General features: G+C 65.6%; 16 protein-coding genes and 4 pseudogenes. 9 read left to right on the forward strand and 11 right to left on the reverse strand.

The genetic code is table 11. The annotated features are described in order from the left end of the window. Nucleotides 1-185: 185 nt before the first annotated feature. Genes recD through recC form a run of 3 tightly spaced genes read right to left on the reverse strand, consistent with a single transcriptional unit; the run spans nucleotide 186 to nucleotide 9,528 of the window. Complete coding sequence (gene recD / locus PD885_RS19680; protein ID WP_065975458.1) at nucleotides 186-2,261, reverse strand: exodeoxyribonuclease V subunit alpha; 2,076 nt, start codon at nucleotides 2,259-2,261, stop codon at nucleotides 186-188. Beyond that, nucleotides 2,258-6,127, reverse strand: coding sequence for an exodeoxyribonuclease V subunit beta (recB, locus tag PD885_RS19685; RefSeq protein WP_088057084.1), 3,870 nt, complete (start codon nucleotides 6,125-6,127; stop codon nucleotides 2,258-2,260). The genes recD and recB overlap by 4 nt, the downstream gene beginning before the upstream one ends. Next, nucleotides 6,124-9,528: an exodeoxyribonuclease V subunit gamma gene (gene recC / locus PD885_RS19690; RefSeq protein WP_088057142.1), complete on the reverse strand. Its 3,405-nt coding sequence runs from the start codon at nucleotides 9,526-9,528 to the stop codon at nucleotides 6,124-6,126. Before recC ends, recB begins: the two co-directional genes overlap by 4 nt. Nucleotides 9,529-9,930: 402 nt before the next feature. Here recC and PD885_RS19695 point away from each other — a divergent pair, with 402 nt between their 5' ends. Genes PD885_RS19695 through PD885_RS19720 form a run of 6 tightly spaced genes read left to right on the forward strand, consistent with a single transcriptional unit; the run spans nucleotide 9,931 to nucleotide 14,021 of the window. Continuing rightward, nucleotides 9,931-10,725 carry an ABC transporter ATP-binding protein gene (locus PD885_RS19695; RefSeq protein WP_002803908.1) on the forward strand — a complete coding sequence of 265 codons (795 nt, stop codon included), beginning with the start codon at nucleotides 9,931-9,933 and terminating at the stop codon, nucleotides 10,723-10,725. Beyond that, nucleotides 10,725-11,474, forward strand: coding sequence for an MlaE family lipid ABC transporter permease subunit (locus PD885_RS19700; RefSeq protein ID WP_002803911.1), 750 nt, complete (start codon nucleotides 10,725-10,727; stop codon nucleotides 11,472-11,474). The genes PD885_RS19695 and PD885_RS19700 overlap by 1 nt, the downstream gene beginning before the upstream one ends. 11 nt (nucleotides 11,475-11,485) lie before the next feature. Beyond that, on the forward strand, nucleotides 11,486-12,019 hold the full coding sequence (mlaD, locus tag PD885_RS19705) for an outer membrane lipid asymmetry maintenance protein MlaD (RefSeq protein ID WP_002803915.1): 534 nt from the start codon (nucleotides 11,486-11,488) through the stop codon (nucleotides 12,017-12,019). Continuing rightward, complete coding sequence (locus PD885_RS19710; RefSeq protein WP_002803917.1) at nucleotides 12,016-12,678, forward strand: MlaC/ttg2D family ABC transporter substrate-binding protein; 663 nt, start codon at nucleotides 12,016-12,018, stop codon at nucleotides 12,676-12,678. The genes mlaD and PD885_RS19710 overlap by 4 nt, the downstream gene beginning before the upstream one ends. After that, nucleotides 12,668-12,967, forward strand: a complete 300-nt coding sequence (locus tag PD885_RS19715; RefSeq protein WP_002803919.1) for an STAS domain-containing protein — start codon at nucleotides 12,668-12,670, stop codon at nucleotides 12,965-12,967. Before PD885_RS19710 ends, PD885_RS19715 begins: the two co-directional genes overlap by 11 nt. A 10-nt stretch (nucleotides 12,968-12,977) precedes the next feature. Next, nucleotides 12,978-14,021: an MlaA family lipoprotein gene (locus PD885_RS19720; RefSeq protein WP_002803923.1), complete on the forward strand. Its 1,044-nt coding sequence runs from the start codon at nucleotides 12,978-12,980 to the stop codon at nucleotides 14,019-14,021. A gap of 74 nt (nucleotides 14,022-14,095) precedes the next feature. Here PD885_RS19720 and PD885_RS19725 read toward each other — a convergent pair whose 3' ends face one another. The 4 genes from PD885_RS19725 to PD885_RS19740 all read right to left on the reverse strand — a co-directional run bounded on the left by PD885_RS19725 (nucleotide 14,096) and on the right by PD885_RS19740 (nucleotide 17,811). After that, nucleotides 14,096-14,761, reverse strand: coding sequence for an FRG domain-containing protein (locus tag PD885_RS19725; protein WP_231895761.1), 666 nt, complete (start codon nucleotides 14,759-14,761; stop codon nucleotides 14,096-14,098). Between the two features lie 166 nt (nucleotides 14,762-14,927). After that, nucleotides 14,928-15,473, reverse strand: coding sequence for a glutathione peroxidase (locus PD885_RS19730; protein ID WP_002803928.1), 546 nt, complete (start codon nucleotides 15,471-15,473; stop codon nucleotides 14,928-14,930). A 152-nt stretch (nucleotides 15,474-15,625) separates the two neighbouring features. Next, nucleotides 15,626-16,006 (reverse strand): hypothetical protein, encoded by a 381-nt coding sequence (locus tag PD885_RS19735; RefSeq protein WP_002803930.1) that lies wholly within the window; start codon nucleotides 16,004-16,006, stop codon nucleotides 15,626-15,628. Between the two features lie 218 nt (nucleotides 16,007-16,224). Then, nucleotides 16,225-17,811 carry a DNA recombination protein RmuC gene (locus PD885_RS19740; RefSeq protein WP_040762211.1) on the reverse strand — a complete coding sequence of 529 codons (1,587 nt, stop codon included), beginning with the start codon at nucleotides 17,809-17,811 and terminating at the stop codon, nucleotides 16,225-16,227. Nucleotides 17,812-18,059: 248 nt separating this feature from the next. On the opposite strand from PD885_RS19740, the pseudogene PD885_RS22880 reads away from it, so the two are divergent. The 3 genes and pseudogenes from PD885_RS22880 to PD885_RS19755 all read left to right on the forward strand — a co-directional run. Beyond that, nucleotides 18,060-18,424 (forward strand): annotated as a pseudogene (locus PD885_RS22880) (glutathione S-transferase N-terminal domain-containing protein); the annotation flags it as partial. Continuing rightward, nucleotides 18,405-18,623 (forward strand): annotated as a pseudogene (locus PD885_RS19750) (hypothetical protein); the annotation flags it as partial. The pseudogenes PD885_RS22880 and PD885_RS19750, both read left to right, overlap by 20 nt. A gap of 129 nt (nucleotides 18,624-18,752) precedes the next feature. Then, entirely contained in the window at nucleotides 18,753-20,168 is a 1,416-nt protein-coding gene (locus PD885_RS19755; protein ID WP_002803936.1) for an amino acid permease, read from the forward strand. 230 nt (nucleotides 20,169-20,398) lie between these two features. On the opposite strand, the pseudogene PD885_RS19760 reads toward PD885_RS19755, so the two are convergent. From PD885_RS19760 to PD885_RS19775, 4 genes and pseudogenes are all read right to left on the reverse strand, one after another. Continuing rightward, nucleotides 20,399-20,566: pseudogene (locus PD885_RS19760) on the reverse strand (DUF2628 domain-containing protein); the annotation flags it as partial. A 78-nt stretch (nucleotides 20,567-20,644) separates the two neighbouring features. Continuing rightward, a complete protein-coding gene (locus tag PD885_RS19765) occupies nucleotides 20,645-22,393 on the reverse strand; it encodes a sensor domain-containing diguanylate cyclase (protein ID WP_002803940.1) in 1,749 nt (582 codons plus the stop codon). Nucleotides 22,394-22,591: 198 nt separating this feature from the next. Further along, nucleotides 22,592-22,687: pseudogene (locus PD885_RS19770) on the reverse strand (helix-turn-helix domain-containing protein); the annotation flags it as partial. 296 nt (nucleotides 22,688-22,983) lie between these two features. Continuing rightward, nucleotides 22,984-24,153, reverse strand: coding sequence for a glycerate kinase (locus PD885_RS19775; RefSeq protein WP_002803943.1), 1,170 nt, complete (start codon nucleotides 24,151-24,153; stop codon nucleotides 22,984-22,986). Nucleotides 24,154-24,170: the final 17 nt, after the last annotated feature.

Here is a 24,170-nt window from a genome sequence, read left to right on the forward strand (position 1 = left end):
CTTGCCTCCCCGGCCGACAACAAGCGCGGTCTCGGAGCGGTGCGTGAGGCGTAAGCCGCACTCCCCACCAGATACTTTTCAGATGCGGTGAGATTGTTTTCCATGACTCTTCCCGTAGGCGGCAGTCATCCGAAAACCTTGGATAACTGACTCTTGCTGTGACTCATTGCAGGTGAGGACCTCTATCAAAACAACGAACCCTGCACGGGCATGGCGGTGGGTGGGGCTGTTGCTTGCATGGCGGGCGCCGCCTGCTGCTCCGCACCCAACCGCCACGCCAAGCCCGAGATGCGTGCGGCATGCCTTGCCAGCGCGGCGCGGATGACCGCTTCACTGCCGGCCAAGTGCAGCGCGCGGCGGGGGCGGGTGATGCCGGTATAAAGCAGTTCGCGGCTGAGCACGCGGGCGTCGCGGGTGGGCAGTTGTAGCCAGACGTCGTCGAATTCGCTGCCTTGGGCCTTGTGGACGGTCATGGCGAAGGCGCTTTCGTGGGCGGGCAGTGCGGCGGGATGGAAGCCGCGCACCTGGCCATCGCCGTCGCCTTCGAACCAGGCGACCAGGGTGTGGCGGCTGGCGGTAAGGTCGTCGCTGCGATTTGAGGCTGGACTTGCTTCGCTGCGCAGGCAGATGCCGACGTCGCCGTTGAACAGGCCGTGGCGGTAGCTGTTTTCGGTGATCAGCAGCAGGCGGCCCTGGAACCAGGGCAAGGCGGTGCCGAGGCGGCGGGCGCCGGAGCCGTTTTCGGCCAGCAGCTGTTCGATGCGGGCGTTGAGGCCGCGGGCGCCTTGCGGGCCGGCACGTACAGCGGTGAGCAGGCGCAGGCGCCCCGCGTCGCGCAGTGCGGCGGCTGGGTCGTGTGCGTCGGCCAGCGCGCGCCAATGGGCGAGCAGTGCGTCGCGGCCGAGGGCGAGCGGGTCGTTGCCGTCTTCGTGGAAGTGCACGCCGGCCAGCTCGCCGCTGCGTAGCAGGGCGAGTGCGGTGTCGGCGTCGCCGGCACGAATGGCGTCGGCCAGTGGGGCGAGTGCGAAGTCTTCCGCTTGCCGGTAGCCGCGCAGCAGGTGCACGCGGTGGCCGGCCAAGCCGCCTGTGTAGGTGTCGGCGGGCGCGGTGTCACTGGGCACGCTGCCGAGCAGCGGTTGCAGCGCGGCGGCGGCGTGCGGCTGCAGGGCGTCGCCGGGGCCGGCGGCCTGCAGGATGGCGGCGAGCACGTCGCCGGCTTCAACCGAGGGCAGCTGGTCGGCGTCGCCCAGCAGGATCAGTTGGGTGCCGTCGGCAACTGCTTCTACCAGTTTGCACATCAGCGGCAGGTCGACCATGGAGGCTTCGTCGACGACGATCAGGTCGAAGGGCAGCGGGTTTTCGGCGTTATGGCGGAAGTGCGGGGAATCCGGGATGACGCCGAGCAGGCGATGCAGGGTGCTGGCGCCGGTGGGGAGGAGAGATTCCCAAGTGGGTGGCTCGCTCTCATCGGCCCTGCGGGCCCTCTCTCCCCTAAGCGGGAGAGGGGAAGGGTCTGGGGTCGATGGGAGCTGTATGCCGTCGGCGATGGCGCGGGCAACTGCGAGGCGCAGGCTTTCGGCCATGCGCTCGGCGGCGCGACCGGTGGGCGCGGCCAGGGCGATGCTCGGGGCTGGGGTGCCAGCCGCACGTGCCTGGGCGATGCGCAACAGTAGCAGGCGCGCGATGGTGGTGGTCTTGCCGGTGCCGGGGCCGCCGGTAACCAGCAGCAGCGTGCGGCGCAGGGCGAGGGCTGCTGCTTGGGCTTGGCGGTCTGGGGCTTGGGAGGAGTCGGGTGCGCTGGGAAACAACTGCGCGAACAGCGGCGCTAGCGTGGCTGCGTCGAGGGGTGGGGGCGATTGGGCGGCGATGCGTTGCAGACCTAGCGCGAGGCGGCGTTCGTATTCGCGGTAGCGGCGCAGGTAGAGCAGGCCGTGTTCGAGGACCAGCGGGCAGTCGGCAGCGGCGGGGTCTTCGGGCAGCGGTTGGTCGACCCAGCGTGAGGCTGCGAGGGTGCGCTGCCAGTGGGTTGGGTCTGGAAAGGATGGGGGCACACCGTCGCGTGGGTCTAGCAGCATGGCGGCGCGGGTGGGGTCGAGCCCTGCGTGGCCGCTGGTGACCGCAAGTGACGCTAATGCGGCACCAGCCAGGACCAGGGGGTCGGTGCTCGGGGCCAGGCGTTGCAGGCTTTGGGCGAAGGCCAGATCCAGCGTGCGCAGGGCGCCGGCCTGGTTGAGTGCAGTGAAGAGGTTCGGGTGGGTCATGGAGTGCGAGTTGCCATGGCGGACGCGCCCTCACCACAGCTCCTCCCCCGGGGGGAGAGGGGCTCTGCCCCATCGTTAGAACGGTGCTCTGTGGGCGTGCCGGCGAACAGCGCGTCCAGGGCGTCCACCAGGGCTGGGTCGAAGCGCCAGGCGTAGATGCCGGGCCCAGGCGTGCCGGAGACGGATGAGCGGGTAGCGTCCAGGCCACGGCAGAACAGGTAGCGCACGCCGCCGAAGTCGCGGGCGTAGTCGTAGGAATTGCCCAGGCGGAAGCGGAGCCAGCGATGCAGGGCGAGGGTGTAGATCAGCGCCTGCAACTCATATTCACTGTGCGCCATGGCGCGGGCCAGGGCGTCGGCGTCGTAGCTGGGCAGACGGTTGGATTTGTAGTCGAGCACGTACCAGCGGCCGTCGATGGTGTAGGTAAGGTCGATCAGGCCGGTCATCAGGCCCTCCAAGCGGTGGCGTGCGCCAAAGGCCTGGCGGTCGCCGACCACACCAAAGCGATGCAGCAGTGCGAGCAATACATCGACGCGGGTAGGTCGCATGGCGAAATGGAATTCCATTTCGTTGCGGCGCTGCGGCTCCGGCACGGCGGCCAGATGGGTGCCTTCCGGCAGGGTGACGGTGAGGGTGTGGCCGATCAGGTCGGTGAGCATGGCCAGGCCATCGTCCCATTCGTTATGGGCGTAGCCACCGCGTTGCAGGGCTTCGAGGATGGCGGCGGCCTGGCCCTGGGGTGCGGGTTGGCCTGGCTGCCAGGCATGCCAGGCGGCGAAGTCGCAGCGCTCGAACACCTCGTGCATCACCACGCCGAAGCGATTGCCGGCAAAGCGCGGGTCGAAGGCGTCGACCTCGGTGGCTACCGCTATCGCCTCGCTGCTGGACGGTTCGTCGCTGCCGCCGCTGCCGACGACGGTGGCGCTGGCCATCGGGTCGGTGGCGGCGCCGGTATCGGCGTTGGCCAATTGGGTGAAACTGTAGACCCACCACTCGGGCGCGATATGGCGCTGCGGGGTGCGGGCGGGCGGCACCTGCGCCTCGTCCGGCGGCGGCAGGCGTGGCAGGTTGGTTGGCGGCGTGGCGGTATCCACCACTACTGCGCCCTGCAGCGCATCGAGTGCACCCAACATGCCGGACAAGGCGGTGCGTTCGTGCTGGTGGAATGGGCCGCTGGCGATCCACAGCGCGTGCTCGGCGCGGGTCAGGCCGACGTAGAGCAGGCGTGCGTCTTCGGCGCGTTGTTCCTGCTTCCAGGCCGCTTCGGCAGCGCTCCAGGTGGGGTCGTCCTTATCTGTCTTCCAATGCAGCTGACGGCCGCGACCCGGCGCGTGCACCACGCAATGGCGGCCAGCGCCCTTGTCGCTGCGGCCGATACCGATATACGGCAGAAACACCAGCGGATATTCCAGGCCCTTGCTCTTGTGCAGGGTGACGATCTGCACACGGCGCACGTCCGATTCCAGCCGCAGTTGCTGGGTTTCGTCGTTTTCGTCGGCGTTGGCGATGCGGCGGGCCAGCCAGTCGACCAGGCCGTGCGGGCCGAGTGCGCGGGCGTCGGCTTCCTGCAGCAGTTCGGCCAGTTGCAGGTAATTGGTGAGGCGACGCTCGCCATCGACCAGTGCGAGCAGGCGTTGCCCGTGCGCGGCGCCGAGGTCGCCGATCAGCGCCAGCGGGCCGCCACGTTGCCAGCGTTCGCGCCAGTCCAGTGCCAGCTGCTGCCATCGGCGATAACGTTCGCCGTCGTGTTCGAGTGCGGCGATGGCGATCGCGTCTTCGCCGATCAGCACCGTGGCCAGTGCGGCGCGCAGGCGGCTGTCGTCGCCTGGATCGAGCAAGGCCTGCAGCAGGGCCAGCAGCTCCAGCGCTTCGTCGGTGGCGAACAGGCTTTGCTTGCCGGCGGCGACTGCCGGAATGCCTACCGCGCCCAGCGCCTGTTGGATACGCGTGGCCTCGCCGTGGCTGCGCACCAGTACGGCGATGTCGCCGGCCTGCACCGGGCGGCCACAGATCGTGGCGATGGCGTCGCGGCCATCGGCCAGCCAGCCGCGAATCGCCGCAACGCAGGCGGCGGTGGACAGCTCACGGGCGCGGACGGCGCTCCAGGGTTTGGGCTTGCCTGCGGGCTTGTTCTTCGCCGCTGGCGCGGCAGGCGGCGGTGGTTCGGGCGCGCGCCACAACGTCAATGCCGGGGCGGTGGCGCCTTCGCGTTGCAGGTCGGTGTCCAGCCGCTTGGTACCAGCCTGCACCGGATGGAAAGCGATGCCGTCGGTGAGGAAGGCGTCGGTGAAGCCGGCCTGCGCGTACAGCGCGTCGATGGCCGCCAACACGCCGGGGCGCGAGCGGAAATTGTGGCTCAGCGGCGGGGCAAGTTCAGCGGTGACCGCGGCATCCAGATACGCGCGCACGTCGCCGCCGCGGAAGCCGTAGATGGCCTGCTTGGGGTCGCCGATCAAAAACAGCGCCGGCGCAAGTTCGGCCGCGCGTGCGAGTGGGCCTTCGCCGAACACGTTGGAGAAGATCGACCACTGGCGGTCGTCGGTGTCCTGGAATTCGTCCACCAACGCGATGGCGTACTGCGCGCGCAGGCGTTTGAGCAGTCCGTCGGCCTGCGCGCCTTGCAACGCCTGTGCGACGCCATTGACCAGATCGTCATAGGTTTGCACGCGGCGCTGGCGCTTGAGCAAAGCGAGCCGTGCGATGGCGTCGTCGCGCAGGGCGTGCAGCAGGCGAATGCGGCGACGGGTGCGCCATTCTTCGACGCGTGCCAGCGCGGTGAGATAGCTGTCTATCTCGTGGCTCATCGGCGAGGCCGGTGTGCGGTCGACGAACTTCTTGTTGGTGCCCGATGCCAGTTCCGCAGCGGTCAACTTGAGCAACTTGGCATGGGGCGCGGTGCCGATCGATGGCGCGGCGGCGAAACGTTCGAACCAATGCCACAGCGATGCCAACCAGTCGGGCTTATAGCTGACCTTGCTCAAGATGCCGCCATCGATGGCGGACATGATGGCTTCGAAGAAGGCGGTGCCGTGCGCCTGGAACGCGGCGGCCAATGCGGCGCTGGCATCTTGCACGGCCTGTAGCAGCGCGGCGGAATTGTCGGTAGTCGTTGCCACCCCCGGCAACAGCGTTGGATGACGCACCAAGGCGCGCAGATCGCTGGCCAATGCCTCGGGGCCGCCCGACCACAGCGCGATCAGGTCTTCGGCCATCACCGCATCGGCGGCCCGCTGGCGCCATAGATCGGCGGCGACTTCGCCCAGCAATTGGCGGTCGTTGGCGAGCAGTTCCGGCGCGGCGAGGGCCTGGCCGCTTTCCAAGGCGTGTTCGCGCAGCACGCGCGCGCAGAAGCCGTGGATGGTGAAGACCGCAGCCAGGTCGATTTCTTCCACTGCCTGTTGCAGGCGGCGGCGCAAGGCGGCCGGGGTTTCAGTGCCGTTGGTCAGATGCGCGGCGAGAATGGCGCGGGTGAGGGTGGCGTCGGGCGCGTCTTGTTGCGCTGGCGCCAGGTGGTCTTGGATTATTGGCCGCGACGGGTCATCGGTGCTCGTGGCCGCGGCCAGTTCGGTTGCTGCCAATGGCCGAAGGCTACCCGGGGCCGCTCCTACAGAAGCCGATGAGGCATCGGGCACCAACGTTGCGGCCAGGACGAGGCGCTCACGGATACGGCGGCGCAATTCCTGCGTTGCGGCTTCGGTAAAAGTGACCGCGAGAATCTGCCCGATGCGCAAACCGCGCTCGACCACCAGACGGGTGAACAGCGTGGCCAGAGTGAAGGTCTTGCCGGTGCCGGCACTGGCCTCGATCAGGCGAACGCCATGCAGCGGCAATTGCAGGTACGGGTCGGTTACGGCGATGACGCTCATTCGGCATCTCCCTGCGCGCCGTGCCATTGCCGCCAACTCTCAAGCAGACGCTCCGGATCCAGCACGATGCCGGTGCTGGCGCTTTCGAGCAAGGCGTACACGCGATGGCTGGTGGTGGCGAAGTCGGCGAAGCGTTGCGCGTCGGCAAACGGGTCGCGGCCACGATTGACCAGGCGCAGCTCCGGGCTGTGCGATTCGCTCCAGCCGGCGCTGGATTGCCACTGCCCGGCGGCGGCCTTGATGGCCTTGTCCAGAGCGTCGCTGCAAGCGGCCTGGTGGTATTTCCAACTGCTGTACGGCGCGAAGGCCAGCGGTGCCTGCAGGCCGTGGCGGTACAGCTGCAACAGCTCGGACAAGGCGCGTTGCGCCTGCAGCTGCGACAGCGGTTCGACGTCGATGGGATGCGGGCCCAGGCCGTCGTCGCGTTCGAAGAAACGCACATACGGCGCGTGCTCGCCGGCGGCGCGCAGCAGCAGCCATTCCAGGCCGTGGCGAATCGCATTGCGGCCGCTGAGCGGGCCGACTTGCACGCGCCCTACTCCGCTGGCATACCAACCGGGCACGCGTCCGTGCATATCGGTGGCGTCGATCTGCACTTGCAGCCGGCGCGACTCGGCCGGTGCGTCGCCACGCCACTGCCGGAACGCGTCGGCATACGGGCGCAGTTGCGCCACACGCTCATCGAGTTGGCGGCGTCCCAACGGGCCGGACGGCAGCATCGCGCGGGCACGCAGGCGCTCGTACAGGCGGTCGGTGTCGCCGGCCAACGCGGCATCGAAAACATGCTGCTGCAAACCGTAGTGATCCAGTCCGCGCGTGGAGGCGAGCAACGGTTCGAGGTCGCTGTCTTCGCCGGCCGGATCGGGCAAACGCATGCCCAAGCGATGACGCAGAAACTGCCCGGCCGGGTCGGCAAACAAGCGGCGCAGGTCGTCGATGGAAACGCTGGTGGGCAACGCTCTCTCATCGGTCGGCATCGCACCGGCCACCCATGGTGCGAGCGGCTGCCGCTGGCCGACCAAACTGTCCACCGCCGGCCGCCATTGACGGCGATAACTGAAGCGACGCGGGTCGGCGCCGTCTTCGCCCAGCGCACCGAACGCGGCGGCGGCGAATGGTTGTAACGGGTGACGCACCACCAGCGTGTCGATCGCATCGGGGGCGGCATGATACTGCGCGGCGCTCGCCAACAATTCACTGACCAACACGGAAGGTTCGCGCGCGCTGCCATCGCGCGCATCGGCGCCGAGATAGCTCAGGTAAAACACCTCTTGCGCGGAGGCGAACAACTGCAGAAACAGAAACCGGTCGTCCTCGCGCGTGGAGCGGTCGCCATGCCGGCGACGCTCGGTGTCCAGTTCTGCGGTGAGGCGATTGAGCCCGGCCGCCGGGTCGCGGCGCGGAAAGTGGCCGTCGTTCATGCCGAGCAGGCAGATCACGCGGAACGGCAGCAAGCGCATCGGCACCATGCGACCGAAACTGATGCCGCCGGTGAGCAGCGGCGCGCGCGTATCCGACTCGCCCAGCATCGCGGCAAAATGCGCACGCACAACCTCGGCCGGCACGGTGCTGGCGTACTCGGCGCGCACCGCATCGCGGGCGAATTGGTCGATCAATCTGCGCAGCCGATCCAGCGCGCGCTGTGCACGCGGTGCCGATGGCATGGTCGGGATCAGTGCCTCCAACAGACCGAGCAGACGCTCGCGCCATTGAACCGGCGTCATCGCTTCGGCCAGCATCGACTGATGGCGTTCGAGCACGCGCAGCAGCCGCAGCAGCGTGTCGAGCGCCGCCAGCGCGCTCCCTTCCAACTGCGGCCATGGCGCCACGCCATCGATGTCGTCATCGGCGCCGCTAGCGTGGCCGAGCAGCAGCCGGTCCAGGGCGAATCGCCAGGTGTAGGCGTCGTCGCCCGGTGCCTGCAATTGACGCCGATGCGCCGCGTCCAGCCCCCAGCGCGCACCAGCCGCGTGCAACCAGCCGCGCAGACGTTCCAACCCGGTTTCATCGAGGCCGGCAGCTTCGGCAATCGGCGCGCTGGCGAGCAGGTCGAGAATTTCGTGCAGGCCGAACCGTGCGATCGGCAAACCGAGCAGGGTCAAAAACACCTCGGCCAGCGGCTCGCTCGCCAACGGACTGGCATCGGCCAATGCATAGGGCAGCGCGTCGTCGTTGCCGTGGCTGCCGAATACCGCATCCAGATAGGGCACGTACGGGTCGATATCCGGCGACAGCACCGCGATTTCGCGCGGTTGCAGCGGCGGGTCGAAGCGCGGGTCGTCGAGCAGGGCGCGCAGTTGGTCGTGCAGCACCTGCAACTCGCGCAACCGGGTATGGCAGGCGTGCAGCTGCAGGCTGGGGTCGTGCAGATTCACTGCCGGCAACAACGCAGGCACGCCCGGCGCGCGACGATGGAACAGGTCGCTCTGCATGCGCCGCAACAGGCTGTCGCCCAGGCCACCAGCAGCAAGCGCGCGATGGCCGGATTCGAGCGGGTCGGCGTAGGCGGCGATTTCGGCCAGCGGATGCACCACCTCGTAGTCGCCGACCAGCGCCATGAAGTCGCGCCCGGCCGTACCCCAGGCCTGCAGCAACGGGTTTTCCTGCACCTGCTTGGCAAACAGCTGCACCGCCCCATCCTCGCGACGGCGCTGCCACAGGGTCTGCAGATCGCCCCAATAGCCTTGAGTCGGCGTAGGCAGATAGAAATGCAGCGTGCCCACGCGCGCCTGCGTGGCCAGCACGCGCAGCACGTCGGGCGAAATATTGAGAATGGCGAAGGCGAACAAGCGCTTCGGCAAGCCCTGCGGCAGCGGACCATCCGGGCGCGCGTAGCGATTCAGATACTGGCCGATGCGGCGCGCACGGTACTGACGACCGGAAGCGACCTTGCGCCACAGCCGAGCCTGCGGATCATCGGGATCAGCGCCGCTTTCCCAGCGCAGCAACCAGTCGCGTCGCCACGCCTGGTACTTCTCGAACACGCTGCCCAGCTCGCCGGCCAGCGCCCATGGCTTGAGCGCATCGCCATCGGCCAGATAACCGGCCAGCGGCGCCAATGCGGCATCGCTGCCCAGATCAGCCTGCAGCGCCTCGTACAGGCGCCACTGCATGGTCACCATGTCCAGATCGTCCTCGGCCGGACCGAGATTGCACTCCAGCGCGCGCGCGACGAATTCGCCGGGGGTGAGGAATTCCAGATTCGCCGCAACCCCGTGCTCGGCCGCCAGCGTAGATTGCAGCCAGCGCCGCATCGCCACCTGCGGGATCAGCACCACCTCCGGCTGCAGCAACGGCTGCTTCGGCACCGGGCGGCGCAGCTCTTCGGCGAGCAAGGCAGCAAGCGTATCCAGCGCGTTGGAAGGATAGAGACGAAAATCGGGCGCGGAAGTGGTGTGCATGCTTGCATGCATTGTGCCGGATTGAGCACCGCGCACGGCGCATTGCATGTGTGGCAGACAGCGGACGCGCTTCCATCAACACGAAGGGGATGTCACCGTCATTCAGTACTGCCGAAAACTTCGCGTTGACGCTGCCCGCCAAGTGCTCCAGGGTCAGTACCCCCGTTCCATGATATTGAGATAGGCATATAGACTCGATAACTGTTTCGGGCATATCTGCCGCAACACCGCCGCGCTTGAACATTGTCCAACGTCACGCATGAAACGCCCTGCTGCAAGATCGACCTCCGTCGGCAGTGAGCCAGGGACCGATGGCATGCGACAATACTGCACGCGCCGGTTCGGTTATATTCAGCCGTGTGCCAGCTACTCTATGGCGTTGCAATTCTGTTAAAGGTTTCGATGACGGCGTCCGCATCTCCTGTCGTGCAGTTGTCCCGTGTCCGCATCGATCGCGGCGGGCGGACGATCCTGGGTGAGGTTTCGCTCGACGTGGCGCGCGGCAGCATCACCGCCGTGCTTGGTCCCTCCGGGAGCGGCAAGTCAACGTTGTTGGCTGCACTGACCGGCGAACTGCGTCCTGTCGCTGGCACGGTCGCCTTGTTCGGCAACCAGATTCCACGCGGTAGCCGGGCGCTGCTCGAGATGCGCCGCAACGTCGGTGTGCTGCTGCAGGGCAACGGCTTGCTAACGGACCTGAGCGTGGCCGACAACGTCGCATTGCCGCTGCGCACCCACACCCGTCTACCGGCACCGGTGCTGCAACGTCTGGTGCAGATGAAGCTGCATGCTGTGGGCTTGCTGGCTGCGGCCGATGCCTGGCCGCGCGAGCTGTCCGGCGGTATGGCGCGACGCGTGGCGCTGGCACGCGCGCTGGCGCTGGACCCACCGTTGATGATCTACGACGAACCGCTCACCGGCCTGGACCCGATCGCCTCGGGCGTGATCATGAGCCTGATCCAGCGCCTCAACGACAGCCTGGGCCTGACCAGCATCATCGTCAGCCACCACGTGCACGAGACGCTGCCGATCAGCGACCAGGCAGTGGTCATCGCCAACGGCGGCATCGTGTTCGCCGGCACGCCCTATCAACTGCAGGACAGCACCGATCCGCTGGTGCAGCAGTTCCTGCATGGCCAGCCGGACGGCCCGATCGCTTTCGATGCCGCGCCGCGTCGCGACCGGAGTGCTGCCTGATGGCCGTGGTCGCTTCGATGCGCGCGTTCGGCCGTGCCGGACTGTTCTCGCTGACCGTACTGCGCGGCTCGCTGCCCACGCGCGATTTCATCGCCGAGCTGGTGCGCGAGATCTACAAGGTTGGCGCGCGTTCGCTGCCGATCATCGCCGTCGGCGGCGCCTTCGTCGGCTTGGTACTGACCCTGCAAGGCTATCGCACCCTGACCACCTACGGTGCGTCGGATGCGTTGTCCACTTTGCTGGGCCTGTCGCTGTACCGCGAACTGGCGCCGGTACTGACCGCCCTGCTGTTCATCGGCCGCGCCGGCAGTTCGATCGCCGCCGAGCTCGGTTTGATGCGCGCCACCGACCAAATCAAGGCGCTGGAACTGATGGCCATCGACCCGGTTGCCAAGGCCGTGGCGCCGCGGTTCTGGGCGGCGGTACTGACAGTGCCGCTGCTGACCGGCGTTTTCTGCTCGCTGGCGATCACCGGCGGCTATTTCGAGGCCGTGCACGTGCTGGGCATCGACAATGGCACATTCTGGTCGGGGTTGAGCAATAGCGTGGACTTCTGGGACGACTTCGGTGTGGCGATGCTCAAGTCGGCGATTTTCGGCGGCACCGCCGCGCTGGTCGCCGCCTATGTGGGCTTCCATGCCGAACCGACCATCGAAGGCACCTCGATCGCCACCACCCGCGCGGTGGTGAACGCCTCGTTGCTGGTGCTGATGTTCAACTTCGTTCTTTCAGCAATGTTGTTTAGGTGAGTGGAATAACTATGGCCATGCGTGGACCACGACTCGAATTCGCCGTCGGCGCCTTTTTGCTGCTGACCCTGGCCTCGCTGCTGGTGTTGGCGGTGGCCTCGACCAACCAGCGCTGGGGCTTCGGTTCCAGCCAGTACACGCTGACCGCGCGCTTCAGCCAGATCGGCCAGCTGCGTGCGCAGGCACCGGTGAAGATCGGTGGCGTGACCATCGGCAAGGTGTCCGATATCAGCCTGGATCCGACCAAGTTCGACTCGGTGGTGACGCTGTCGCTGGACACCAAATACAAGGATCTACCCGCCGACACCTCGGCCGGCATCTTCACCAGCGGCTTGCTCGGCGAGAGTTATGTCGGGCTGCAGCCGGGCGGCGACCCGGAAACGCTCAAACCGGGCGAAGAAATCGGCTTCACCCAGCCGGCAGTGGATCTGCTGCAGCTGGTCGGCAAGTACATGTTCAGTGGCGGTGGTGATAAATCCGCCGCAGACGGCCAGGCCGCAACGCCTGCCCAGACCGCTTCTCCCTCTACGGAACCGCACCAATGAAAACCACCCTGCTCTCCGCCATCCTGGCCTCGACCCTACTGGTGTGTGCACCGGCCACCGTGCTGGCACAGTCGGCTTCCGCCAGCGCTCCTGCGCAAGGCGCGGCAACCAAGACCGTCATCGACAGCAGCACCCGCATCATGGGCACGCTGGAACAGCGCCGTGCCGAGTTCCGCAGCAATCCGGTCGCGCTGCGCCAGTATATCAACGGCGAATTGAGCAAAACCTTCGACCGCGACTATTCGGCCCGTCTGGTGCTGGGCGTAAACGGCCGCGGCGCCTCGGATGCGGACATCAAGCTGTTTGCCGATGCGCTGGCCGACAACCTGATGCAGCGTTACGGCACCGCGTTGCTGAACTTCGAAGGCAAGCCGAGCTTCCGCGCCAAGTCCGAGAGCGCGCTGCCGGGCAACCGCGGCGTCAAGGTCTCCACCGATCTGCTGCGCGCCGGCAACGACCCGACCCCGGTCGATTACCTGATGCGCAATACCGGCGGCCAGTGGAAGATCTTCGACGTGATGATCGAAGGAATCTCCTACGTGCAGACATTCAAGACCCAGTTCGACGGCCCGCTACGCGAGAAGGGCATCGCCAAGGTCGCCGCAGAGCTGCGTAGCGGCAACCTGCAGGTCGGTGCGGCACCGGCCAATGGCAAGTAACAGTTCCGTGCAACGCAATGGCCAGGCGCTGGTGCTCACCGGTGTGCTCGACCGTGCGGCGGTGGTCAAAGCCTGGCCGCAGGCGATCGCGCAATTGAACGGCGTGCGCACGCTGGACCTTTCCGGCATCCAGCGCCTGGACAGTGCCGGCGTGGCGATGCTGTCCGAACTGGCTGCGCGGCTGCACGGCAACGGTTCCGGTCCTGTTTCAGTGGTGGGTGGGGCGTCCGGTCTTGACGAATTGCGCGCCGCTTACCGTTTGTCCCCTACCCTCGATTTTCAGGCCTGAGCGCCACTCCATGACCCAGTTCCGCTGCTTTCCCCTGTTGGCCTGCCTGTTGCTTCTTGGTGCCTGCGCCAGCCAAGCGCACAAGTTCGACCCACCGTCGGCCAGCGCCGGCAACGCACCGGCCCAGGCGCCGGTGCGCGACGACGCCGGGATGACCGCGCAGTCGGCCGCGGCCGGTGCCGCCGCTACGCCGGATACGCTGCCTGCCACCCTCACCGCCGCGCCTGCCGACCAGACCAGTGCTGGTGCTGGTGCGCCTACCGCCGCCGAAGGCGACTTCGATGCGTTGTATGGCACGACCACGCCGCAGACCGATGCCAACGGTGCGCCTGCACAGCCCGGTGCGGCGCCGTCCTACGATCCGTGGGAGCACTACAACCGTGGCATGCACCGCTTTAACATGGCGGTGGACCGTGGCGTGGCGCGTCCGTTGGCGACCGCCTACACCAAGGTGGTGCCGCAACCGGCGCGGCTGGGCGTGACCAACTTTTTCGACAACCTCGGCACGCCGCTGACCATGGTCAACCAGCTGCTGCAGGGCCACCCGGTGTTTGCGGTGCAGTCGCTGGGCCGTTTCGTCATGAACACCACACTGGGTGTGGCCGGTCTGTTCGATCCGGCGTCCGCGGCCGGTATCCCGCGCCGTAGCGAAGACTTCGGTCAGACGTTGGGTGTGTGGGGTTGGCGCAATTCGCGTTACTTCGAGTTGCCGCTGTTCGGGCCACGCACGGTGCGCGACACTGTCGGCCTGAGCGGCGACATTCCGCTGTCGCCGTTGCGCCAGATCGACGACAGTGGCCTGCGCTTCGCATTGCAGGGCTTGCAGCTGGTGGATACGCGCTCGCAGCTGATGTCGCTGGATTCGCTACGCGACCAAGCACCGGACGAATACGCCCTGACCCGCGATGCCTGGATGCAGCGCCGTAACTATCAGATCGTGCGCGACCTGCCCAGCCATCGTGAAAAGAAAAACGAGCTACCCGACTATCTGCGCGAAGACAAAGACAGCACGGTGCCGGTGGATGCGATGCCGATTCCGCAGTGGATTCGTTGAGCGGTTGAGTTTGCGGTTTGAAGTAAATGCAGAAGCCTGGGAGCGATCCCGGGCTTTTTTGTAGCATTAAAACCTCAATCATTTATTTCTCGAAAGGCCAGCATTTGCACGAGCGATTCTTCCGTACCGAACAGGGAAAAAGAGTTGATATTCATTGCATCAAGCTGGCGCAAAAAACTTCGTCTAAGGCTTGCAGGGATAACAAACTTTTCTAGTTTATCTTGCCTGTCTATTAATCCTCCCATGGCAGATTCATGCTGCAAAAAACACCAATCATCATTAGACTTGCCAATGCATGCTGTGTACGCCGACTGCTGAATGAAATGTCGTTTGTGCGCAGTTACGTATTGATCTAGGGTGGCAATCTCGGGAGAACCAGCCATGCCACCTTTTCCGAATGCTAAGTGTTCGACATACATGTACAGCGCGGAATCATCCTGATGATCTTGCCCACTGCAAGCGAAGAACAAGGCAACATAAAGCGATCGACTCCAGTCAAGTAAAGGAGTAGGAAATCCATGATGCCTTAGGTAAACCATGAACTCATATTGCCCCTTCAATAGACTGATTTTGGATAAGGGAAATGTACTCCCAAGAACTCTTTGGTTTCGCAGATTAAACTCGAATATTCTATCTGTGTAGGCTTCAATTCCCGGCTTAACCTTGGCCAAGTAGCGATCATATTCTTCAAGCGGAAGATCTTTTTTCCAAATCGTTCCAATGTCGTCTCCAACCTCCATCCTGCTCGTGACTGGCCACGAAACAAAACTGGGGAGACATAGCGATCGCCGTCCGAAGACCTTGAAACACACTCAATTTTAAACGCCTCTGCACATTTCTCCAGTTTGTGCAGGCTTAATACTCTTCTTTCTTCCACGAAAATTCCCTCAAAAAGAATCGCTAGGTTTAAGCAGCCAACGCGGCATCTATTGCCTGACGCAGGCGTGCATCGTCTGCGGGGACGTCGGGAGCGAAGCGGTCGATGACTTGGCCGTCGCGGGCGATCAGGAATTTTTCGAAGTTCCACAGCACACCGGGAGCCGGGTTGGGTTCGATGCCGTAGCCGGCCAGTTTTTTGCGCATCGGGCCGTCGCCGGTGACCTGCGGGTGTGCACTGGTCAACTGCTGATACAGCGGATGGGTGTCGGTGCCGGTGACAGCGATCTTGGAGAACATCGGAAAGGTCACGTCGTAGGTGAGCTGGCAGAACTGCGCGATCTCCGCCTCGCTGCCAGGTTCCTGGCCCTTGAAGTCGTTGGCGGGGAAGCACAGCACTTCCAGCCCCGCTGCCTGCTTGTCGCGATACAGCGCTTCCAGACCTTCGTACTGCGGGGTCAGGCCGCATTTGGACGCGACGTTGACCACCAGCAGCACCTTGCCGCGATAGTCGGTCAGCGTGGCGGGCTCGCCGTCGATGCGGGCGACGGGGATGTCGTATAGCGTCTGGCTCATCGGTATGTCCTGGGAGGCGAAAGCCAAGAGCATAAACCGCAGAGGTGGAGCGAGCGATGCCGGTGTCTGCCACTGCTTGCAGTTGGCTGTAGCTACCGCACTGGCCGATCAACTGATAGGCCAGTGCTGCCGCTTCATTACATGCGAAGACATCAATCGATGCGCAACGCCGCCTGACCCATGCCGCCGACCACTTCCTGGCGGCAACCGAAGCGGTCGCTGTCGCGCTGGCAGGTGGCCGACGTGGCAGTACCGCTCGGCACGATGCTGGTGGCCAGGCAATCGCCACTGCAGTCGGCGTTGTCGCTGCAGGTCTTGCCGGCATCGGCGTAGGGCACCACGCAGCGCGCCGTTTGCATGCGGCCGACCGGGCGTAGTTGCCCACCTTTTGCGGTGCACGCGGCGGTATCGGCCGAGACCGGTCGCGCTGCCTGCGCGCTAGCTGCGGTGGAGCCCGACTGGGACGTTGGTGTGTTGCTGCATGCGGTCAGCAGCAACGCGCAGACCGCTGCGTAGATCCATCGACTCGACATGGCACTCTCTTCCTGGACAAGGTGCGTGCAAGCATCACGGTGGCGATGTCCGCGTGGTGTGCTTGGCAACGGGGCGCAGGTTCGCAAACCTGCTCTTGTAGGAGCGGCCCTGGCCGCGATGTGGCGTTATCGGTAAAGCTTCATCGCGCCCGGGGGCGCTCCTACGTTGTGCTATTTCCTGTTCCTGCGGCTGTACTGCATACCCGTACGTAGCCGGATCACTCCTGCTCGTCGCCGGCGTCGTCATCGTTGCTGCTGCCGGTGTCGTCGCTACCGGCATCATCCAGCAGTGCCTGCGAATGTTCGTTGGACAGCGTTTCCACGCCGCGCAAACGACGCTCGATGGTGCGGGTCTTGCGGCCGGCATCGCCCAGGGTCTTGCCGACGGTGTTGATCTGTCGTTCGGCCTTTTCCAGGATGCCGGCGAACTTGCCGAACTCGCTCTTGACCGCGCCAAGCAGACCCCACACTTCGCTGGAGCGCTTCTCGATGGCCAGGGTGCGAAAGCCCATCTGCAAACTGTTGAGCAACGCGGTGAACGTGGTCGGGCCGGCAATCACTACGCGGTGTTCGCGCTGCAAGACATCGACCAGGCCGGGGCGGCGGATGGTTTCGGCGTACAAGCCTTCGGTGGGCAGGAACATCACCGCGAAATCGGTGGTGTGCGGCGGGCAGACGTATTTGTCGCTGATCGACTTGGCCTGGATGCGGACTGCGCGCTCCAGCAGATTGCCGAGCACGCGGATCTGTTCGACATCGCCGGCTTCCTGTGCGTCGAGCAGGCGCTCGTAATCTTCGCGCGGGAACTTGGAATCGATCGGCAGCCACACCGGGGTGTCTTCGTGGCCACGGCCTGGCAGACGCACTGCGAAGTCCACCGCCTCGTTGCTGTCCGGGCGCACCCGCACGCTGCGCGCATACTGCTCGGCGGTGAGGGTCTGCTCAAGGATGTTGTCCAGCTGCACTTCGCCCCAGCCACCACGGTTCTTGACGTTGGTGAGTACACGCTTGAGATCGCCCACGCCGGTGGCCAGCTGCTGCATTTCGCCCAGGCCGCGCTGCACCTGTTCCAACCGTTCGGATACGAGTTTGAACGAGGCATCCAGGCGCGTGTTGAGCGTGGTCTGCAGTTTTTCATCGACGGTGGCGCGCATCAGTTCGAGCTTGCTGGCGTTGTCGTTCTGCAGATTGGCCAACTGCTGTTCCAGCGTGGCGCGCATCTCGCCGATGCGCAGTTCGTTGCTCTGGGTGAGCTCGTTCAAGCGTTGGCCCAAAGCGTCGGTGAAGCGCTGCTGCGACTCACCGGCCTCCTGCCGGCCCTTGCGGGAATCTTCGGCCAGCGCTTGGCGCAAAGCGGCCATATGGGTGTCGGTCCGCGCGATCAGTTCGGTCAGTTGCTGGCCGAACACGTGGATGCGGGTTTCCTGTTGCTGGCCGAAGCCTTCCAGTTGGGTGCGCAGTTCGGTCAGGCGCAGGGTGAGCAGTTCGGCTGTGCGTTGTTGGGCCTGGCCGCTTTCCGCGCGTGCCTTGCGTGCGTCTTCGCCCAGCGCGTCGCGTAGCAGGTCCAGGCGCTGATCGGTGCGCGTGGACAATTCGCTGAGGTTGCGCGCGAAGGTCTCCAGGCGGCCGTCCTGCTGCCGCGCCAGGCCTTCGAGCTGCTCGCGCAATTCGCCGCGCCCGTCGCGTTGCTCGGCGCGCAGCGCCAGCTCCAGGCCGCTGGTGGAGGGACGTCGCAGCAATGCGATCAGCTGCAACACGAGGACTACGACGAGTAGTCCGAGAAGGATCAGGGATTCGGATGCCATGCGTGCAGTGTAGCGGTGCCGGTCGCAACAGCTGCGTCAGTGACGCGCGCGTTGCGGTGTCGGTCGTCGATGCAGCGCTATGGCAATCGCGATGGTCACTCGGGCGTGGTCGCCTACGCGTTGGCCGAATGGGCGATTGGGGCGCGCTGCTGCGATGATTCACTGAACCGGCGCGCAGCAGACGCATCGCAGTGCGCCGGGCAGTCGCGTCCAGCTCGACTTGCCGCATCCATCAGCCAAAGACCCACATGCTGGAAATTTACGGAAAGCCGACTTCGATCAACGTGCGTACAGGTGCTGTGGCTGTGCCAGGAGTGGGCGCTGGACTACACGCTGCACGGGTATGGCAGCGGATTGGGGTCGGTCGATACGCCAGAGTTTCGCGCGCTCAATCCCGACGGGCTGGTACCGGTAATCCGCGATGGCGATGTGGTGTTGTGGGAAACCGAACACGATTTGTCGTTATCTCGCCACGCCCAGCCAACGCAAGGATCTGCTACCGAGCGCGCCGGCCGCACGTGCGTTGGTCGAGCAATGGATGAATTGACAAGCGACCGAACTCAACAACGCCTGGCGCCATGCATTCATGGCCAGCGTGCGCGGCAACGCGGCTGTGGTTCCGGATTGGCATGGCTGTCACCGCGCTGGTGCTGCTGTGGTTCAACTTCTGGGGCCACGACGCTAACGGCGCCGCGCCGCGCTTGCTTGACTGTACTCACTTTGCTGCCGGTGTGGTTGGCTTTGGCGGTACGTGGGCAGTGCAGTTGATCTATCGCAACGTGCATCCGCCGCATCGCCCGTCCGTCGAATAAGCGCTGCGGCATATCTGCGTTATGCGGTCGACACGGCGGCGCGCTTTGGCCGCATGACCTTGCACAGATAGCTTTGCTGCTGCGCCTTGGGCGACACTCGCGAATTCTTCAGATTTCTACGAGGTCCGCATGTCGTCTTGGCTCAGGCGCAAATCCATCGATCAGGTCACCGTGCACGAAGCCGGCCGGCAGCTGGTCCGCAGCCTGAGTTGGCCGCATCTGATCGCGCTCGGCATCGGCGCGATCGTTGGCACCGGCATCTACACGCTGATCGGCGTGGGCGCGGACAAGGCCGGCCCTGCGGTGCTGTTGTCGTTCGTCGCCGCCGGCATCGTGTGCGCCTGCGCGGCGCTGGCGTATGCGGAAATGGCGACGATGATGCCGGCCGCCGGCAGCGCCTATACGTACAGCTACACCGCACTCGGCGAGAGCATCGCCTGGGTGGTGGGCTGGAGTCTGGTGCTGGAATACTCGCTGGTGGTTAGCACGGTGGCGGTGGGGTGGTCCGGCTATTTCGTCGGCTTCCTGCACTGGCTGGGGGTACAACTGCCACACGCCTTGATCGCCGGGCCGCACGCCGGCGGCATCGTCAACCTGCCCGCGGTGGTGATCACTTTCCTGGTGGCCGGCGTGCTGATGGCCGGCACCAAGGAAAGCGCTACGCTCAACGCGGTGCTGGTGGTGCTGAAGATCGTGGCGCTGGGCGTGTTCGTGGGGATCGCGCTGCCGGCGTTCGACAGCGCCAACCTGCAGCCGTTCATGCCGTATGGCTTTTCCAAGGCGGAAGGGCCCGATGGCGTGGAGCGCGGAGTCATGGCCGCAGCGGCGATCATTTTCTTCGCATTCTATGGCTTCGATGCAATCTCCACCGCGGCCGAAGAAACCAAAAACCCGGGACGCGATCTGTCGATCGGCATCGTCGGTTCGATGATCGGCTGCACGCTGATCTATGTACTGGTGGCGCTGGCGGCGGTGGGCTCCATGAGCTTCACCGTGTTCGGTAAGAGCCCGGAGCCGTTGGCGCTGATTTTGCGCGAACTCGGACACGGCAAGGCGGCGTTGGTGATCGGTGCGGTGGCGATCATCGCGCTGCCGACGGTACTGCTGGCGTTTCTGTACGGGCAGAGCCGCATCTTCTTCGTGATGTCGCGCGATGGCTTGCTGCCGCGTGGGTTGTCGAAGGTCGACGTACGCACCGGCACGCCGGTGGCGACCATGTTGTTCACGGCAGTGTTGGTGGCGGCGTTGGCGGGTGTGGCGCGACTGGATGAAATCGCAGCGTTAGCCAATGCCGGAACCCTGGCTGCGTTTACCGCAGTAGCCGCGTGTCTGCTGGTGCTACGGGTGCGCGAGCCGACGCGTACGCGCTCTTTCCGCACGCCATTGGCGTTGGTGGTAGGGCCGGTGGCGATCAGCGGCTGTCTGTATCTGTTCTGGAGTTTGCCGAGCAAGACGCAGCTGTGGTTTTTGGTTTGGAATGTGGCGGGGGTGGTGGTGTACGTAGCCTATGGGCGGCGCAATAGTCGGTTGGGTAAGGCTGGGTGAAATGGACTCCTTCTCCCGTCGGGACATTGACCCCTGCATGGAGTGGAGGTGGCGGGTAGCGCCGGACCAGCGTATGGCAGTGGCGAGAATGCTGGCCTGCCGTACCCTCCCCCACGCCCTCTTCCGCAGCAAAGGAGCTGACGATCAAGGCGCCGTCGGCGTCGCGTAGGACGACATCGGCAAGGCATCCGGTTGCGTCACCGTGCAGCAGGAACTCGCCGCTGCCGGACACCGCCGGATAAGCCACAGAAGTTCTTGCCGACTTTGACCTTGTCACCGAAGCTCAACGTTTTCAGCGCCTCCTCGTAGGCTGGCTCCCTGGGGCCGCCGTGACGGTCGAAGAAGTCGGACCGGAACTGGCACTTGGGGCTGAGCTGGGTGCGATCGAAGGCATCCATTCCAATACATACAGTTAAGAGCGGTTACATGCTAGCCATCCACTTTGGTGCTGCTCAGTTGAATGGGCCAGCGGGTTGCTAGCGCTGGTTGCTGGTACCGGTGCCGCGGCGTGCGCGGCGCAGCGAATACAGCGAGTGGTCGGCGCGATCGACCACCACCGCCAGCGCTTCACCCTCCTGGCGTAAGGCGGTGCCCAGGGTGAACTGGATCGGCGCAGCGTCGGCGGCCGCCATGTAGTCGCGCGCCAACGCGTCCAGTTGCGGCTGGGTGGGCTGATGCAGCAGCACCAGGAATTCGTCGCCGCCCAGGCGCACCAAGCGGTCCTGGTGACGCAGCGGCTGGTTGAGGAACCAGGCCATCTGCACCAGTACCTCGTCGCCGCGCTGATGGCCGTGGGTGTCGTTGACCAGCTTGAACTTGTCCAGATCCACCACGATGCAGCCCCAGCGCATGCTGGGGTCGCGCTTGTCCAGCTCGTCTAGGAAGCGGCGGTTATAGCAGTTGGTGAGCGGGTCGGTGAACGACCATTCCAGCAGCTGCTTTTCCTGCTGATGCTGGTTGGTGATGTCCTGAGCGTGCGCCAGCACGATGGTGGCATCCGATTCCACATCGAGCACGTTGCGATACTGCCAGTGGCGCAGGCTGCCATCGCCGGCGATCAGCTCGATCACGCCCGCGTCCTGGCCATCGAGCACCATGCGCGACAGATAGCCGCGCACCGCGGCGTGGTGCTCCGGGCGCACGAATTCCAGCAGGTAGCGGCCTTCCATGTCGTCCACACTGCGGCCCAGCGAACGCGCCGCGGCCGGGTTGACGCTGACCAGGCGGCCGTCCATGTCGTGGGTGAAGATCAGGCCCAGGCTGTACTGGAACATCTTGCGGAACTTGCGCTCGCTGGCGGCCAGTGCGTCGACCGCACGATGGCGGTCGGTGACGTCCTGGACGGCACCGATCAGGCGCATCCGCCCGTTCACATGCTCCACCGAGCCGGTGCTGTGCACCCATAAATGACGGCCAGTGGCGCTGACCAGCGGCAGCTCCAGATCCCACGGCGTAGCGTCGCGCACGCAGGCCTCGACCGCCTCGGTGATGACCGCACGCGCTTCCAGCGGATAGAACGCAATCGCCTCGCCCAGGGCCGGCCGGTAACCGGGCGGCACGTCGTGCAGGCGGCAGGTCTGGTCCGACCAGCTCAGCGTGCCGCTAGCCAGGTCCACTTCCCAGCCGCCGACTCCGGCGACCCGGCCGGTGCGCTCCAGGAACGCTTCGCTCTCGCGCAAGCGCTGCTGCAGTTCGTCATTAGCGGCCTGGCGCTCCAGCATCACCCGGCGCTGATCCAGGCCTTCGGCGGCAACCTTGGCCAGTTGCTGCAGGGCCTGCAACTGCGCCGGCTCCAGCGCGCGCGCGCGTTGGTCGATCACGCACACGGTGCCCATGCGCAGGCCGTCGGGCAGAACGATCGGCGCGCCGGCGTAGTAGCGGATGCCGGGCGCATCGGTGACCAGGGCGTTGTCGTGGAAGCGTGGGTCCAACGGTGCATCGCGCACTTCCATCACCGCATCGCCCTGAATGGTGTAGGCGCAAAATGCCAGCTCGCGTGGGATTTCGGAGACCCCTGGCAGGCCGATATTGGCCTTCCACCATTGGCGGCGTTCGTCCACCAAGGAAACAAGCGCGATCGGGGTGCCGGCGATGGCCTGCGCGGCGGCGGCCAGTGCATCGAAGAACGGCTCGGCGTCGGTATCGAGCACCTGCAACAAGGCAAGACGCGCCAAGCGCTGCGCCTCGGTGAAGGTGGATGACTCGGCGGTATCGCACTGATTCAACGTAAAGCTCGCTCGTCCCCGGCCAATTTACCCAGTCTAGCGGACTGGGCATACGCGCTAAGCCTGCATTCCGTGCGCTACTACGCAAGTTACGTTGCGCGTGCCATCGATGGGTTCCGTGCCAGCTCAGTCGGCGCTGTGCTCGCCGGTTGCAGCCGGGTCATCGCGCATCTGCAAGGCCAGATACAGGTGTGTTCAATCGTCGGTGCGGGTCAGGTCCACCCCACACAGTTCCTGGATGCGCTGCGTGCAGTCATCCAGCGTAGTGCGGTGGATCGCCAGCGCCTTGGTGGTGATCGAGCGTGTCGCTTTTCACTTCGATACTCGACACATGTTCCAACCGTGCTGACAGGCTGCGGCCGCGCGCGGTTCGACTGGATGTGCTGCCTGGCGCTGTGGCGCGTGCTGACCGGCTCTGCGCGCGGCAGGCAATGCGCGTTCGACGCCGCAGGCAACTCGCACAACACCACTGGCCGATGCGCAGCGCGGTGCTCGTCGTTCGCGCGCACCAGGCATGCAAACCTACCCAACGTGCCGCGTCAGGACGAGCAGCATGAGTGCGGCCCCTGCGACGCATCCGCGCGCTGTCGTCACTGCACTTGTGCGACTGCAGGCACCTGCGCCAACGCCCGGCCCACCTGCAGCGCCGCCGCGACGTTGCGCGCGGCGATACGCACGTTGCTGGCGGCCTCGGCCAGGGCCTGCTCCACCGTGCAGACGCGATGCACCACCGCGAACATCGCCGCGATGCCGTGGCCGTGCAGCAGCCCGGCGCCCTTGCCCAGGCAACCGGCAATGGCGATCACCGGTTTGCCGTGTCGCTGCGCCACCCGCGCCACGCCGACGGGGGTCTTGCCGTGCAGGCTCTGGCAGTCGAAACGGCCTTCGCCGGTAATGACCAGATCGGCCTCGGCTACCAGCGCATCCAGCCCAAGCGCCTGGCCGACGATCTGCACACCCGGTCGCAGCTGCGCGCCCAGGTAGGCCACCAGCGCCGCACCCAGGCCACCGGCCGCGCCGCCACCGGGCAGGTCGTGCAAGCGCACACCCAGGTCGCGTTGCAGCACGTCGGCGTAGTGCTGCAGATTGGTATCGAGCTGGCGGACCATGCTCGGGGTGGCGCCTTTCTGCGGGCCGAACACCGCCGAGGCGCCGGTCGGGCCGATCAGCGGGTTGTCCACATCGCAGGCCACCTCGAACTGACAATTCTGCAGGCGTACGTCCAGACACTCGGTGTCGATGCGCGCCAGCGCCGCCAGCGCACCGCCGCCCGGGCCGATCGCTTCGCCTTGCGCATCCAGTAGTCGCGCGCCCAATGCTTGCGCCAGCCCGGCGCCGCCGTCGTTGGTGGCGCTGCCGCCGATGCCGATGATGAAGCGCCGCGCGCCTGCATCCAGCCCGGCCAGGATCAACTCGCCCACGCCTGCGGTACTGGTGCGCAGCGGAGCGCGCTCGGCCGGCGGCACCAAGGCCAGGCCGCTGGCGGCAGCCATTTCGATCACCGCGGTGCGGCCGTCGCCGATCAGGCCGAAGAACGCCTGTACTGGGGTGCCGAGCGGGCCGCTGACCGTGCAGTCGATCACCCGCCCGCCGGTGGCGGCGACCAGCGCCTCGACCGTGCCTTCGCCGCCATCGGCGACCGGCACCTTGCTGTAGTGCCAGTCGGGGAACACCTCGCGGAAGCCGGCCTCGATCTGCATGGCCACCTCCAACGCGGACAGGCTTTCCTTGTACGAATCGGGGGCGATGACGATCTTCATGGGGACACTCGCTTGTA

The organism is Xanthomonas fragariae (assembly GCF_900183975.1).
In the GTDB taxonomy this organism is placed as follows: domain Bacteria; phylum Pseudomonadota; class Gammaproteobacteria; order Xanthomonadales; family Xanthomonadaceae; genus Xanthomonas; species Xanthomonas fragariae.